7 protein-coding genes and 1 riboswitch are annotated in these 15,660 nt (G+C 67.9%); of the genes, 6 read left to right on the plus strand and 1 reads right to left on the minus strand.

The features are described from left to right. The first annotated feature begins 85 nt into the window (after nt 1-85). The 3 genes from BMZ79_RS28320 to BMZ79_RS28330 all read left to right on the plus strand — a co-directional run bounded on the left by BMZ79_RS28320 (nt 86) and on the right by BMZ79_RS28330 (nt 3,933). Nucleotides 86-2,080 carry a M1 family metallopeptidase gene (locus BMZ79_RS28320; RefSeq protein ID WP_090647131.1) on the plus strand — a complete coding sequence of 665 codons (1,995 nt, stop codon included), beginning with the start codon at nt 86-88 and terminating at the stop codon, nt 2,078-2,080. A 35-nt stretch (nt 2,081-2,115) separates the two neighbouring features. Next, entirely contained in the window at nt 2,116-2,934 is an 819-nt protein-coding gene (locus BMZ79_RS28325; protein ID WP_090647133.1) for a hypothetical protein, read from the plus strand. Nucleotides 2,935-3,271: 337 nt separating this feature from the next. After that, a riboswitch (cyclic di-AMP (ydaO/yuaA leader) is annotated at nt 3,272-3,434 on the plus strand. A 4-nt stretch (nt 3,435-3,438) separates the two neighbouring features. Beyond that, the gene (locus BMZ79_RS28330; protein ID WP_256253191.1) at nt 3,439-3,933 is read left to right on the plus strand and encodes a C40 family peptidase; all 495 of its coding nucleotides are present in this window, start codon (nt 3,439-3,441) and stop codon (nt 3,931-3,933) included. A gap of 135 nt (nt 3,934-4,068) precedes the next feature. Here BMZ79_RS28330 and BMZ79_RS28335 read toward each other — a convergent pair whose 3' ends face one another. Next, on the minus strand, nt 4,069-4,488 hold the full coding sequence (locus BMZ79_RS28335; protein ID WP_090647136.1) for a hypothetical protein: 420 nt from the start codon (nt 4,486-4,488) through the stop codon (nt 4,069-4,071). 249 nt (nt 4,489-4,737) lie between these two features. Between BMZ79_RS28335 and BMZ79_RS28340 the strand changes: the two genes are divergently transcribed. The 3 genes from BMZ79_RS28340 (at nt 4,738) to BMZ79_RS28350 (ending at nt 15,644) form a co-directional block, all read left to right on the plus strand. Continuing rightward, nucleotides 4,738-9,126, plus strand: coding sequence for a S8 family serine peptidase (locus BMZ79_RS28340; protein WP_090647139.1), 4,389 nt, complete (start codon nt 4,738-4,740; stop codon nt 9,124-9,126). A 237-nt stretch (nt 9,127-9,363) separates the two neighbouring features. Next, on the plus strand, nt 9,364-14,184 hold the full coding sequence (locus BMZ79_RS28345) for a DEAD/DEAH box helicase (protein ID WP_090647142.1): 4,821 nt from the start codon (nt 9,364-9,366) through the stop codon (nt 14,182-14,184). Between the two features lie 227 nt (nt 14,185-14,411). Then, nucleotides 14,412-15,644, plus strand: a complete 1,233-nt coding sequence (locus BMZ79_RS28350; protein WP_256253192.1) for an MFS transporter — start codon at nt 14,412-14,414, stop codon at nt 15,642-15,644. Nucleotides 15,645-15,660: the final 16 nt, after the last annotated feature.

The raw sequence follows: 15,660 nt of genomic DNA on the forward strand, positions 1-15,660 counted from the left end.
CACTTTAATTCCATTTTAGCTAATAATCCCGGAAAAGCAAACATATACATGCCTTAGATGCTTGTCAACGGGAGGGAGTCTTAGAATGAAGCCACGCCTCGCCACACGTTTACTGCTCTTTGCCCTCGCCGCCGCGCTGATCGGCGTAACGGCGCGGGAAGGGTTCGGACATGCCTGGATTTCGCAATATACGTACGCCTCCGCCCCCGCGAAGGACGCGCCCAAGCCGGCCGCGCCTCCGGCGACGCAGCAGCCGGACAGCGTCATGCAGCCGAAGCCCGTCGCGCTCAGCAAGCGCGTCGCGGAATACCACATCGACGTGTCGCTGCAGACGGATACGCACCTGCTGCAGGGCGCGCAGACCGTCACGTGGACAAACCCCGGCAGGCAGCAGGTGTCCGAGCTCTACTTTCACCTCTATCCCAACGCCTTCCGCTCCAAGGAGACGACGTTCATGCGCGAATCCGGCGGCCAGCTGCGGGAGGACAAGGCCACCTCGGACAGCACGGGCTACATGAACCTGCTGACGCTGGAGACGACGGAAGGGTACAGCCTGCTCCCCCGCCTGCACTTCGTGCAGCCCGACGACGGCAACCCGAACGATCTGACGCTGGCCAAGCTCAAGCTCCCGAATCCCGTGGCCCCCGGCAAAAGCGTGACGCTGCGCATGAAGTTCGAGGTGAAGCTGCCCGAGGTGTTCGCGCGCATGGGCTACTCCGGCGATTTCGTCATGGCGGGCCAATGGTTCCCGAAGCTGGCCGTCTACGAGACCGCGGGCACGCGGGGCCGGGCCACGGAGGGCTGGAACGCGCACCAGTACCACGGCAACTCCGAGTTTTACAGCGACTTCGGCATTTACAGCGTAAAAATCAACGTGCCCTCGTCCTACAAGGTCGCCGCCACCGGCTTCCAGGCGAAAGCGTCCGTCGTCCAGGACGGCCGCAAGACGTACCAATTCTACGCCGACGACGTGCATGACTTCGGCTGGTCCGCCTCCCCCGACTTCGTCTATTCGGAGGAGCCGTACTCCACCGAAGGCGTGCCCGGCGTGCGCATCAAGCTGTACCTCGATCCGCTGCACGCCAAGTACAAGGACCGCTACCTGCACGCGGCCAAATCCGCGCTCGCCAAGTACGCGCAGTGGTACGGCGCCTATCCGTACACGACGCTCTCCATCGTCGTCCCGCCCAAGGGCGGCAACGGCGCGGGCGGCATGGAATACCCGACGCTCGTCACGGCGTTCTCGGCGGAGAACGACAATCCCGGGTACGACCTCGAGCGGACCGTCGTGCACGAGATCGGCCACCAATACTGGTACGGCATGGTCGCCTCCAACGAGTTCGAGGAAGCGTGGCTCGACGAAGGCTTCACCTCCTACGCGGAGGACAAGGTCATGGAAAGCGAATACGGCGTGGCGCCGAACCTGCCCGTGGAAGCCAGCTACATGACCGATCCCGCGCCGCTGAAGCAGCTGTCCTGGTCGTACCACGACAACAACCACTACGCCGAGAACGTCTACATCCGCGCCAAGCTCGTGCTCGTCGGCATCGAGAAGCAGGTCGGCGACGCGACGATGCGCAAGATCATGCGGACGTACTTCCAGAAGTACAAGTTCAAGCACCCGTCCACCGCCGACTTCCAGCGGGTCGTGGAATCGGTGACGAAGACCAAGTGGAACGACTACTTCAGCCATTTCGTGTACGGGGACGCGATGTCCGATTATGCGGTCGCCGGCATCCGCGTCACGCCGGTCAAGCAGGACGGGAAGACGGCGTACGAGAACGTCGTGCTCATCAAGAAGACCGGCGGCTCGAACGGCCCGGTGACGGTCGTGCTCCATTTCGCCGACGGCACGGTCATGCCCAAGGTATGGGACGGCCAGGAAGCCAGCGTCCAGTACAAGATCGTCCATGGCGCCAAGCTGCTCTGGGCCGCGGTCGATCCGCAGAACGACAACGTGCTCGACAACAAGCACATCAATAATTTCATGAAGGCCGACCTCGACGAGAAAACGCGCACGCGCTGGAGCGTCGGACTCTCGAAGCTGGCCGAGACGCTCTTCGCTTCGCTCGCCTGGTAACGCCCGCCGCGATTAATGAAGGAGGTGATTGACGGATGAAGACGCATATCAAGCAAGGCTGGAAGCTGACGACGAAGCACATCTACATCATTATCCTGCTGTTCCTCTACGAACTGCTATGGGGCTTCTTCCTCTACCGGACGATCGAGGGCATCGCGGTGCCGCTGCTCAAGCGGTTTCCCGATTCGTACGCGGCCAGCAGCAGCGCCATCTCGCTGTTCCTGACGGAATCGCAGTTCCAGCTCATGAAGACGGACGCGTTCCGGCCTTACGCCCTGCTCTTCTGCGGGCTGCTGGCCGGACGGATCGTCATTACGCCGTTCCTGAACGCCGGCCTGTTCCACTCCCTGTACCGCGCGAGCGACGAGCAAGGAACCAAGTTCCTGAGCGGCATTCGCAAAGCCTGGAAGCCGGTCGCCCTGCTCTACCTGGCCGAGACGACGCTGACGCTCGCGCCGGCCGCCTGGCTCCTGCCCAAGGCGCTCGACCTGCTGCTGACGAGCGGCACGCTGACGGAATTCGCGAAGCAGGCCGGGCCGTGGGCCGGCGCGTGGCTGCTCTGGGCGGTGCTGCTCCACTTGCTCTTCCTCGCGATGCAGTTCGGTTCCGTTGCCGGAAGCGGCTCCATGCGAGGCCTCTGGCAATGCCTCGCGAACTTCCTGCCCTTCGCCGGCGTGTCGCTCGCGATGTGGGGCATCGGCGCGCTCGTCAGCGTGACGGTCGCCTCCGTGTCGATGCTGTGGGCCGGGCTGCTCGCGCTGGTGCTTCACCAAGGCTATCAGCTGATTCGCACGGTCATGAAGGTGTGGACGGCGGCCTCCCAGTTCGACGTCTGGCAGTCCAAGCAGCCGTAAGGCCGAAGCGGGCGGATCTCCCCGCCTGCCCCTCGGCGCCGCCCCGCGGCAGCCGCGTCCGAATCTTCGCGAATCGCATCGCCTAGGACTTTCGTTCCGCCCCGTACGCCCCGCGACGGGGCTTTTCGACGTCTGCCGAAGGCGGCGAAGGGACGGGCCCCGCACGGTCCGGACGTTTTTCCGACAACGCCGAATAAACGCGTTCTCCGATCGCGAAAACGGCGCTATTATACGAAAATGAGAGACAAAAGGTTGCATTCTAATAATTTTAATGTGTGAACAAAGGATGAACCTGGAAGGAGAAGCGACAAAATGATCGAATATTTAGCCGTGAGAAATGAAAAATTTGCCGAATTCCCTTGCAAGAGGGAAACGGGGGAACCATTCTGGGTGAATTGATCCCGACAGCCGGTCTGCCGAAGACCGTCTGCCAGAGGCGATCATAGGGAGCCTTCAACCGAACCCCACAGCTAACCTCGTAGGCCCCGGAAGGAGTTTCCCGTTTTGAAGAAGTTTTCCGCGCTAGTGATCGGAATCGCGATGCTGTTCATCTTCCAGACCGGAAGCGTGTTCGCGCAGTCGAAAATGGACGGCGTCATCGGCGATCTGATCGGAACACCCTATGTTTACTCCGGCACGACTACGAAAGGGTTCGACTGCTCCGGATTCACGATGTACGTGTTCAAGAAACTCGGCGTCGAAATCCCGCACGCGTCCCGTTCGCAGGCCACGCTGGGCAAGAAAATCGCCAAGGACGATCTGATTCCGGGAGATCTCGTATTCTTCAATACGACGGGCAACGGCATCTCGCACGTGGGCATCTACGTCGGCGACGGCAAGTTCGCGCACGCGTCCACCAGCAGAGGCGTCGCGATCAACGGACTGAGCGAATCCTATTACTCGAAGCGCTACGTAACGGCGCGCCGCGTAATGAACCAGTCCACGTTCGAGAAATACGCGAACGATCCTTCCGACGAGCCGGGCGATAACGACGATTGATCCGAGCAAGACGTACGCATAATGCCGGCGCGGCGGTCCGACCGCCCCGCAAAGGCATTGCAAGCAAAGCCGCAGCTGCTTCTCTTCCCGAGACAAGCAGCCGCGGCTTTGTTTGTTTTGGCCGAACGCGCGCGGTTACGCCCGTTCGTAGCGGACCCACCAAAAGGTCGGGCCGACCTCGACGTTCAGCGCCTTGGCATGCGGCCCGAACAAGTCCGCCAGCTCCGCGGGCGTCTCGCAGCCCTCGCCCCGGCGGTCGGCCAGCACGGCGGTCGCCCCGGCCTCGAGCCGTTCGTGCCAGACCCGCAGAAACGCGGCGCGTCCCTCCGCCGTCAGCTCCCCGAGGCAGAAGCAGGCCAGCCCCGCCTGGAACGTCTCTTCCACCGCGCCCAGCTCCTCCCGCCTGATCGCGACCGATACCGGCGTCGTCAGCCGCGGCGTCCGCGGCCCCGCGACGCGCAGCACGCGCCGGCCCGCGAGCGTATGCTCCACCGCATACTCCAGCCGCCGCCATTCCATGAACCGCCGCTCCAAGCTGTCCCGCCATTTCGCCATTCCGGTCCCTCCCGCCGCCGATGCCCCGAAGCCGCTTGCCGTAAGTCCATATGTATGCGCGCAGGGCTTGTCGATTGACCTGCCGTTCTAGTTCCAACGATTCAATTATTTAAATTGTTAAATAATTTTGAATAATCTTTATTGACTTTTCCAGCCCCTTATTTAATTGTAAATAATAGGTTTCCCGCGTTTACAAGACTTATAGAATCGCATTTCATACCTCAAGCTTGGAAAGGGCGTGCATGTTCATTGCGAAACCGTAACGCAATCCGGAAACTGCTCACGATCTCCCTGGCGGCGGCGTTGACCGCGGGGATGAGTCTCCCCTATCCTGCCAGCGCTTCCGGCACAAGCACAACCGCCATTACCCTCGCGGGCGCGATACCGAAACACCCGTCCTCGCCGATCCGCGGGTACGTCTCCCCCCGCATCGACACCGCCTCCGCCGCCCAAACGCGCGTCATCGTGACGCTCTCGGGCGAGCCCGGCGCCGTCGGCAGCTTCGCCAGCGCGAACGGCATCGCGACGCTGACCGAAGAATCCGCGCGGAAAGCCGCCGACAGCCAACAGGCGTCGTTCATCCAAGCGGCGCGGACCACCGGCCTCGACATGACCGTCAACCATCAATACAACACCGTGCTGAACGGCCTCGAGGTTACGATCGCGGCCAACGAGATCCCGGCGCTGGCCGCGCTGCCCGGCGTCACGTCCGTGTTCGAGAACCGCACCTATTACAGCGTGCCGGACGTCGCGCCGGTCGGCGATCCGACCAAGCCGCTCTACTACGACAACCTGCCGCTGGAGCAGATCGGGGCGGACAAGGCGTGGGCGGAAGGCTACACGGGCGCGGGACTGAAGGTCGGCGTCATCGATACCGGCATCGACTACGCGCATCCCGATTTGGCCGGCGCCTATAAAGGCGGGTACGACGCCTACTTCGACGACGACGACCCGTACGAGGAAATCCCGAACCCGGCCGTAAAAAATCTCGGCACCAGCCACGGCACGCACGTCTCCGGCACGATCGCCGGCAGGGCGAGCAGCGCGAACGCGGAATACGCGCAGAAGGGCGTCGCCTACGGCGCCGACCTCCATATGTACAAGGTGCTCGGCTTCGATATCGACTCCGGCCGTTCCAGCGGTTCGTCCGCGCAGGTCATCGAAGGCATCGAACGGGCCGTCGAGGACGGCATGGACGTCATCAACCTGTCGCTCGGCTCGGACCTCGAGAAGGACGTGAACACGCCGGACGCCGCGGCCATCAACAACGCGGTGCTCGCGGGCGTCGTGGCGGTCATCGCCAACGGCAACGCCGGGCCGGCTTACTACACGATGGGTTCGCCGGCGAGCTCCCAGCTCGCCATCTCGGTCGGGGCGGCGACGACGGAATCGCCGTACTTCACCGGCACCGTCGCCAGCCCGTTCGACGACGGGCATCCGGTCGGCATCCAAGCGATGGGCTGGCGGACGGGACAGGAGGATTTGGCCGCCTACTTGGGCACGGAGCCGATCGGCGCGGTCTACGCGGGACTCGGCTACGACGCGGACTACGCCGGCAAGGACGCCGCGGACAAGGTCGTCCTCCTCTCCCGCGGCGACCTCGCGTTCGTCGACAAGATCGCCATCGCCAAGGCGCACGGCGCGAAAGCGGTCATCGTGTTCAACGGCATCAACGACGGGAAGGCGCCGAACCTGAGCGACGACATCAAGGACCGCAACGGCTTCATCAACGCCTTGCTCGGCGATTCCCCGGCGTTCATTCCGACCTTCGACATGGAAGGCGCTTACGGACGCAAGCTGGCCAAGCAGGTGCTGGCCCAGCCGGAAACGGCGCTTACTTTCGCGTTCGGCGCGTCCTTCGAGCGGGCCGTGGGCGCGGAGGGCGACCGGATCGCCGATTTCAGCTCCAAAGGCCCGAACTCCGACGCCGATTGGAGCATCAAGCCGGACGTCGTCGCGCCGGGCAACAATATTTTCTCGACGTGGCCGGCCTATGGCAAAGACAAGCCGGACGTCTCGTACCGGGACGCGTACAACCGCATCAGCGGCACGAGCATGGCGACCCCGCACGTCGCCGGCCTCGCGCTGCTGCTGAAGGAGAAGCACCCGGAATGGACGCCGTTCGACGTCCGGGCCGCGCTCGCCAATACGGCCGCCGAGCTGACGGACGGCGAGGGGCATGCGTACGACGCCTATACGCAGGGCGCGGGCCGCGTCGACGTCTCCAAGGCGCTCGACACCCCGGCCCTGCTGGAGACGATCGACCACATCTCGATCATGGACGCTTACATGAACGAGCACGAGGTCGTCAACTACGGCTCCTCCGCCAGCTTCGGGCTGATGCAGCCCGGCGAGACGAAGTCGGAGCCGCTGACGCTGAAGAACTTCTCCGGCGAGCCCGTGACGTATACGGCCTCCGTCGTCCTGCACGACGATCTGTCGGATAGCGGCGGAACCTTCAAGGAAGGCGACGCCTCCAAACTCGGCCTCGCGCTGACCGGTCTCGGGGCGGGCGGCACGATCACCGCCAGCGCGGCGGGCGCCGCCGAGTTCGGGCTGACGGCGACCCCGGCCGCGGACGCGCCGGACGGCCGGTACGAAGGCGAAGTGCTGCTGGAGAGCGGCGACGGGCAGCCCGCGCTTCACCTGCCGTTCGTCGTGCACGTGGGCGACGAACGTGCCGATAACGGCTTCGGCGTCCAAGACGTCGTCGCCGATCCGCCGACCGTCTCGCCGAACGGGGACGACTATCAGGATTCGACGTCGGTCTCCTTCAAGCTGACGGCGGAGGACGCGAATTACTTCGAAATCGACGTATTCGATCTGAACGATGAACTGGTCGGCACGCTGTATGCCGAAGCGAACGTGGACGGAGCCGGAAAGCTGCAGCCGTTCGAGCCGGGCGACTATACCATCGATGACATCAACGACGAATACATCGACGACGAGGCGGACAAGGACGGCAATCCGGTCATCAAGCATTTGAAGCCGGGCACCTACAAGCTGGACGTGCTTGCAGCCTTCTTGGACAACGACTACAAAGCGAAGGCCGTCTACGAGGCCGTCGGCCAATACCGGATCCAAGGCGAGGACGAAGCCGCCCTGTCGCTGGTCGCGAAGGACTTCGCGCCGACGGCCGTCAACGTCACGTCGGTCGGCGCCAAGGTGCTGACGCTGCCGGAGACGGAGGGCTACGCGTATACCGTCTCCGCCAGCAGCGACGAAAGCTACGTCAAGGACAACGTCCTGCTGAAGCGTCCGGGCGGCGGCTCGGCCGACGCCAAGGTCGACCTGACGGTCCGCATCGCGCAGACCGCCAATCCCGACAACTTCGCGACGGTCAAGGTTCCCGTCGCCATTCCGGCGGAGAACGTCTACGTTCCGCCGGTCACGACGCCGACGCCGCCGGCGCCGCCTGCCGCGGAGACGCCGACCCCGTCGGTCGCGGCCGTCATCGCCCAGGGACAAAAGCAAGTATCCGTGACGCCGGCGGCGACCGACGCGAACGGCGGCATCCGCGCCGCGATCGCCGACGCCGGCCTGAAGGCGGCGCTCGACAAGGCGGGCAGCTCTCCGGCGGCGATCGTCGTGCCGGTCGCGAATCCGGACCGCAAGAGCGCGACCTTCGCCGTTAGCGGCGCGCAAGCGGCGCTGATCGCAGCGGCGCCGGCCGGCAGCACGCTGATCGTGAGCGGCGGAGACGCCGCGATCGCCATTCCGGCCGCCCTGCTGGCGAACGTCCCGGCGGGCGTGTCGCTCGAGATCGTCATCGCGCCGCAGGAAGCGGGCGCCTTCTCCGTCGGCGCGGACGGCGTCCTGATCGGCAAGCCCATTGCCTTCACGGCCAGCGTCCTGAACGGAACCGGCTCCACGCCGCTCGAGGTCCCGGCCGGGCAGCGGATCGCCCGCTCGTTCACGGTGCCGGGCAGCATCGCGGCCAATACGGCCGGCGTGCGCTACGAAGAGAACGGCGAAGTCTTCGCGGCCGCATCGGTCTTCGCGCCGCAGGCGGACGGGACGACGGTCGTCACCGTCGGCCGTCCGGGCTTCTCGACGTACGCCGCGGTCAGCCGCGACGTGCGCTTCGCCGATATTCAAGGCAGCTGGGCGCAGTCGCAGATCGAAGCGATGGCCCGCAAGCTGCTCGTGAACGGCACGTCGGCGACGGCGTTCGCGCCGAAGAAGACCGTGACGCGCGCCGAATTCGCGGCGATGCTGACGCGCGCGCTCGGCCTGAACGCGCCGGCGAACGGGATGTTCGCCGACGTGAAGCCGGCGGACTGGTTCGCGAAGGACGTCGCGGCCGCTTACGACGCGGGCATCGTCACGGGCTACGGGGCTGGCAGCTTCCGGCCGAACGACCCCGTCACGCGCGAGCAGCTCGGCGTCATGCTGGCCCGCGCGATCGACCTGCTCGGCGTCAAGCCGGCCGGCACGCCGTCCCGCGTCGCGTACGGGGACGACGCCGAGATCGCCGGCTATGCCAAGGACGCGATCGCGGCGGTGACGGACGCGGGCATCATGCAGGGCATGTCGCTCGGCGGCGTCTCGTACTTCCGTCCGGACGAGCCGACGACCCGCGACATGGCGACCGTCGCGCTCCGCCAGCTGCTGCAGCGGGCGAAGCTGATTGAATAACCCCCGCGCCCGACTTCGGCGCTAGCGGCAGAGACCGTTCTTCGGACATTGTCCGGAGAACGGTCTTTCTTTTGCCGGCGTCCGGCGGACCGCGGGCGGATTTTCGCCTGCGCCGCGATTGTGTTATCGTGGTAAGAAAGCGCGCCGCAGGATTTTCCAGCCGGTTGCCGTAAGGAAATCCCCCGCCGCGCGAGATCGAACATGACGAACGACGTAACCAAAAGGAGCTGCTGACGCATGTCCCTTTCCTCTTCCCCGCTCGCGGGTTTCCACCCGACGCTCGCCGGCTGGTTCGGCCGCGCGTTCGGCGAGCCGACGCCCGTGCAGCGGGACGCCTGGTCGGCGATCGCCGCCGGCCGCCATACGCTGATCGCCGCGCCGACCGGCTCCGGCAAGACGCTGGCCGCGCTGCTGCCCTGCCTGAGCCGCGTCGCGCTGGCCAAGGAAGCCGCCCTGGCCCATGGCGCGGGCTGGCCGGCCGGCGTGCGCGTGCTGTACGTCACGCCGCTCAAGGCGCTGAACAACGACATCCAGCATCACCTGGTCGGCTTCCTCGGCGAGATCGAGACGTACGGCGCCGAGGCCGGACACGGCGCCTGGCCGGGCATCCGCACCGCGGTCCGCACCGGCGACACGCTCCCGGCCGAGCGGGCGCGCATGGCGAACCGGCCGCCCGACGTGCTCGTGACGACGCCGGAGTCGCTTTATTTGCTGCTGACGTCGGACAAGGGCCGGCAGATGCTGCGCCTGACCGAAGCGATCGTCGTCGACGAGATCCACAGCCTCGCCGGCGACAAGCGCGGCGCGCACCTGTCGCTGTCGCTGGAGCGGCTGGCGGCGCTGGCGCCCCGCGCGGTGCAGCGCATCGGGGTGTCGGCGACGCAGAAGCCGCTCAGCCGGGTCGCCCGGTTTCTGGGCGGCTGGGCGCCGGCCGGCGAGGGCGAAGCGGACGCGGGGCGCGCGGGCGGGGCCGTGGCGGACACGCCCGGAAGCCGGACGGGCGCGCGCGGTGCCGCGGCGGCCGACGGGGCGCGCGGGGAAGCGGACGCCCGAACCGGTACGGTCGGCGCCAAGGACGCGAAGCGCGCGGGGAGCGCGGAGGCGGCCGCCGATGCCGGAGCGCCCGGCGCCGCGCCCGTCGGCGACGCCGAGCCGGACGCGGAGACGGCGGCGGCCCGCGCCGCGCACCCGCTCGGTTACGCGCCCCGGCCGGTCGTCATCGTCGAGAGCGCGATGACGAAGGCGATCGCGGTCCGGGTGACGATGCCGGACCTGAGCCGGCCCCCGCGCACGCGCGACGGCATCTGGCAGCCGCTCGTCGAGCGGCTCATGGCGCTCATGGAAGGCGCGCGGTCCGTGCTGCTGTTCGTGAACAGCCGCCGGCTGTGCGAGCGGCTCGTGCTGCGGCTGAACGAGCATGCCGGCCGCGAGCTGGCGCGCGCCCACCACGGCAGTCTGGCGCGGGAGCGGCGGCTCGAGGTCGAGCGGATGCTGAAAACCGGCGAGCTGCGTTGCCTCGTCGCGACCTCCTCGCTCGAGCTCGGGATCGACGTGGGCCACGTCGACCTCGTCATCCAGGTCGACTCGCCCAAGGCCGCCGCCGCGGGCATCCAGCGCATCGGCCGCGCCGGCCATGCCGTCGGCGACGTCAGCCGCGGCTATATCGTGGCGCGCCAGCGCGGCGAGCTGCCGGAAGCCGCGGTGCTGTGCCGCAGCATCGCGCGCCGGGAGATCGAGGCGATCGTCCTGCCGCGGGAGCCGCTCGACGTGCTGTCGCAGCACGCGGTATCCGTCGTCGCCGCCGCGGACGTGACCGTGGACGCGCTGCACGGCCTCGTCGCGCGCAGCGAATGCTACCGCGGCTTCCCGCGCGAGCGGCTCGAGGCGGCGCTGAAGGTGCTGTCCGGCTTTTACCCGTTCGCCCGCCCGCTCATCGACTGGGACCGGGATACGGACACGCTGCGCAAGCGGGCGAACACGGCCATGGCGTCCGTCACCGGCGCGGGCACGATCGCGTCGAGCTCCGCCTACCCCGTCCACCATGCGGACAGCCGCGTCCATCTCGGCGAGCTGGACGAAGAATACATCGCGGAGAGCCGTGCCGGCGACGTGTTCCAGCTGGGCACGAGCTCGTGGATGATCAGCCGCATCGAGAACGACCGCGTCTACGTGCAGGAGGCGCCCAACCGCTTCAGCGAGATCCCGTTCTGGAAGGCGGAAGCGAGCAGCCGGAGCGTCGAGGTCGGCGCGCGGCTCGGCGAATTTCTGGACCAACTCGCGAGCCGGCTGCGGCTGAACGACGATGCCGATCCCGCCCCGGAGGAAACGCGCGCGCTCGAAGAGGCGGCGGCCGCCTGGCTGGACGCCGACTACGGGCTCGACCATTACGCGGCCTCCGAGCTGATCGAGCTCGTAAGAGCGCAGCAGCGGGCGCTCGGGCTGCCGACCGCGCGGCGGATCATCGTCGAATATTACCGCGATCTGATGCAGCAGACGCGCGTCGTCATCCATAGCCCGTTCGGGCGCCGCCTGAACCGGACGTGGCTGCTGGCGATCCAGCGGCATTTCGGGCGGCTGCTCCCCTATTCGATGTACGGCAACGCCAAGGACAACGGCATCGAGCTCGTCGTGCCGGACTGGGACGCGTCCTGGCTGCAGACGCTGCGGCAGCTGACGGCCGGCGGCGTAGAAATGCTGTTGACCGAGGCGATCGCGGGCTCCCCCCTGCTCGCCGTGGCGTTCCGCCGGATCGCGGAGACGTCGCTGCTGCTGTCGCGCAGCTTCACGCGCACGCCGATGTGGCAGAAGCGGCTGCGCAGCGAGGAGCTGCTGAAGCAGGCGCTGCCATACGCGGAGCATTTTCCCTATCTGGCGGAAGCGATGCGGGAGTGCCTGCACGACTATCTGGACGCGGAGGGTTTGAAAACGCTGCTGGACGCCGCGGCCGACGGCCGCATCGAAGTGTTCGCGAAGGAAACGCGGGCGCCGTCGCCGTTCGCCGCGCAGTTCATCGCCGATTACGCCAATGCGATGCTCTACGAGGGCGACGGCCTGAGCGAGGCGACGCAGCTCCAGCTGCTCGGCGTCAGCAAGGCGCTCGCCGGGCAGCTGTTCGGCGAGGAGGCGGTGCGGCGGGCGGTCGATCCCGCCGTCGCCCGAGAGGAGGCCGCGCGCCTGGAGGCGGGGCCGATCGCGCCCGCGAACGCGGAGGAGCTGTTCGCGCTGCTCAAGCGGCGGGGCGACCAGTCCGCCGAGGAGCTGGCCGCCGCGGCCGGGCGGGACGCGGGCGCCTGGCTGGAGGCGCTGGTTGCGGCCGGGCGCGCGGCCGCGCTCGATTTCGGCGGCGGACGGCGCTGGATCTGCGCCGAGGAACGCGAGCTCTACGACGCGTTCCCGCGGAGCGAAGCCGCGATCGCGTTCGTCGCGGGACGGTTCGCGGACAACCGGCTGTCGTTCACGGAGGCCGAGCTGCGGGAACGGTATCCGCGGCTCGGCGCCGCGGACGCCGCGCGCGTCGCGGAGACCTTGGTCGCGCTGGAGCGGACCGAGCACGCGCCGTTCGCGGACGAGGACGAACGGATCTGGACGAGCCGCGGCGTGGCGAAGCGGCTCGTCCGGCTGACGCTGGAGCAGGCGCGCAAGCAGGCCGAGGCCGTCGATCCCGTGGATTGGATGGCCTACATGTCGCAGCTCCAGCACGTGCTCTCCGGCACGCAGCTGAGCGGGATCGACGGGCTGCGCGCGGTCATCGAACGGCTGCAGGGCTTCTTCCTGCCCGCCTCGCATTGGGAGTCGCTCGTCTTCCCCGCCCGCGTGGCCGGCTACCGCAAGGAAGACCTCGACCTGCTCTGCGCTTCGGGCGAGGTTCTCTGGCTCGGGCGCAAGGGCGAGACCGAGAAGGAAGGCCGCATCGCCTTCTTCCTCGCGGACGCCCGGCCGCTCTACGCGCCGGTGCTGCGGGCGGACGCCCGGGCGCGGGCGCAGGCCGGAGCCGAAGCGCCGGATTCGAAGCATCCGCGGCTGCTCGGGCTGCTCCGGGCGGGCGGCGCCAGCTTCCTGACCAAGCTGAGCCGCGACTACGGCAAGCCGCCGTCCGAGCTGCTCGCCGACCTGCTCGACCTCGTCTGGGAAGGCGCGGTCTCGAACGACCAGTTCGCGCCGCTCCGGCTGCAGCTCGCGACCAAGGGCAAGCAGCTCGCCCGCACGGGCTCCGGCCTCGGGCGCTGGTACTGGACCGGTTCGCTTGCGGACGCCGGGGACGGCGAGTCCGGCGACGGCGGCCCGGCTTCGCTCCCGGCCGCTGAGCGCGGCCCGGCTGCCGGCGGCGCCGGCGCGACTCGCGCCGCGGGCGCCCGCGCGTCCGCCGGCGTACCGGGCGAGCTCGGCGCCGAGGCGCTGCGGTCCGTGAGCTCCGACCTGTCGGCGTCGGCGCTGCATTGGACCCAGCATTTGCTCGACAGCTGCGGCATCGTCTCCCGGGAGCTCGTGCAGCAGCTGTCGCCCTTCGGCTGGGATGAGCTGTTTCCCGTGCTGAAGCAGCTCGAGCAGTGGGGCGTCGTGACGCGCGGGCTGCTCGTGGAAGGCGTCGGCACGCTGCAGTTCGCCCGGCGCGAGGGCATCGAGGCCGTGCGCCGTCCGCTGCCCGCGCAGGCGGGCGACGCCGTGACGGTGCTGGCCGCGACGGATCCGGCCAACCCGTTCGGCCTCGCCGCCGACTGGCCGGCCGCGCGGGGCGCGGGCTTCGCGCGCAAGAGCGGCAGCTTCCTCGTGCTGCAGCACGGCCGGTGGCGCTTCTGGCTCGAGAACAACGGCCGGCACATCGTCGATCTGACGGCGCCGCCGGACGAGCCGGACGCCGCCGCCCGGGACGCGGAGCTCCCCGCGGCGCTGCGGGACGTCTTCCGCGCGCTGCTCCGCCAGCAGAAGCTGAGCAAAATCAAAATCGACCGGTGGAACGGCGCGCCGATCGCGGAATCGCCGGTCGCGGACGTGCTGAGGACGCTCGGCGCGGAGCGCGACAACCGCTCCTTCGTGATCTGGCCGAGCGACCTGCGGTGAACGGCCGGATCGGCCCGCTCACCGTTCGCGCGGCCGATCGGCCGCGACCGGGCGCGCGCCGCGGCGCAAGCAAGCCGCCTGACGACCGCTTGCCGCCTCGCCGCCCCCCGGCGCGCGTCCGCTTCCGCCGACCCGATCCCCCGCCCCGATGAAACGATTTTCACCTTCTGCCGCCCCCGGGTTTGTGTTAAGGTGAAGGAAGTCCATCAAGCGGGGGTTACTTGTTTATGAAAAGGCTTCTCATCCTGGGCTGCATCGCCTACCTGGTCATCGGCCTCGGGCAGCTCGCCATCGGCGCCGTCATGGAACCGATGGTCAAGTCGTACGGCATTCTCTACGGGGACGGCGGGCGGCTCGTCATGTTCCAATTCCTCGGCGGCATGGCCGGCATTCTATGCGCGCCCGGCCTTATGAACCGGCTCGGCAAGAAGCCCGTGCTCCTGGCGGCGATCGCCTTCATGACCGTCGCCGAGCTGCTCTACGCGCTGCGTCCGCCCTGGGGCGCCATGCTGACGATCGCGCCGTTCGCGGGCGTCGGGCTCGGCATGACGGAGGCCGTGGTCGGCTCCTTCGTCGTCGGCGCTTCCGGCGCGAAGGCGAACGTCGCCATGAGCCGCGTCGAGACGTTCTTCGGCGTCGGCGCGCTGATCATTCCGTTCGCCGGCGCCGCGCTCATCGAAGCCGGCGAATGGCGGCTGTCCTTCGGCATCGTCGGCGTCATGGGCGCCGTCACCTTCCTGCTCTGGCTGCTTTGGTGGCCGACCGTGCTCGACCGGCCCGCGCAGGCGGAGACGGGCGGCGCCCACGGCCATGCGCCCGCCGGGCTCGCGGCCGGCCGCGCGTTCTCCCGCCGCCAGAGCGGCATCGTGCTCGCGGCCTGCGCCCTGTTCTTCGTCGTCTACGTCGGGCTGGAGATGAGCTACATCCATTACCTGCCTTCCCTGCTCGTCGCCGGCAACGGCATGACCGAGGCGTCGGCCACGCTGGTGCTCAGCCTGTTCTGGGGCGCCATGGTGCTCGGACGGCTCGTCTCCGGCCAGCTGGCCGACCGGCTGGGAGGCGCCGTTTATTTGCTCGGCACCTGTCTCGTCGCGGCCGTCCTGTTCGTGCTCATGACCTTTTTCACGGACAGCGTGCCGATCTTCGTGCTGACGTTCGTCGTCGGTCTCATGATGTCCGGCATGTTCGCCATCGCGCTCGTATTCGCCAACCGCGCCGTGCCGGGCGCGGCGGAGCGGACGACGAGCCTGCTCATGGCGTGCGGCGGCATCGGCGGCGCGCTGCTGCCCGAAGGCGCCGGCTGGTTCCTGGACGCCTACGGTCCGGACGGCACGCGCTGGCTGTTCGCCGGCACCGCGATCGCGCTGCTCGCCGTCATGCTGTGGGCGGCCGCGGCCGCTCGCCAGCCGGGTCGCCGTGCCTGGCTGGCCGCCCCCGAAGAACGAACGCATCCGTTATAAGAAGAAGCGAGGAGGA

This window comes from Paenibacillus sp. UNC496MF (genome assembly GCF_900113915.1).
GTDB lineage: Bacteria > Bacillota > Bacilli > Paenibacillales > Paenibacillaceae > Paenibacillus_Z > Paenibacillus_Z artemisiicola.

Excerpts from the sequence above, each read along its gene's own strand:
- BMZ79_RS28320 (WP_090647131.1), top strand. The coding sequence starts at position 86 with ATGAAGCCACGCCTCGCCACACGTTTACTGCTCTTTGCCCTCGCCGCC.
- BMZ79_RS28325 (WP_090647133.1), top strand. The coding sequence starts at position 2,116 with ATGAAGACGCATATCAAGCAAGGCTGGAAGCTGACGACGAAGCACATC.
- BMZ79_RS28335 (WP_090647136.1), bottom strand. The coding sequence starts at position 4,488 with ATGGCGAAATGGCGGGACAGCTTGGAGCGGCGGTTCATGGAATGGCGG.
- BMZ79_RS28345 (WP_090647142.1), top strand. The coding sequence starts at position 9,364 with ATGTCCCTTTCCTCTTCCCCGCTCGCGGGTTTCCACCCGACGCTCGCC.
- BMZ79_RS28350 (WP_256253192.1), top strand. The coding sequence starts at position 14,412 with ATGAAAAGGCTTCTCATCCTGGGCTGCATCGCCTACCTGGTCATCGGC.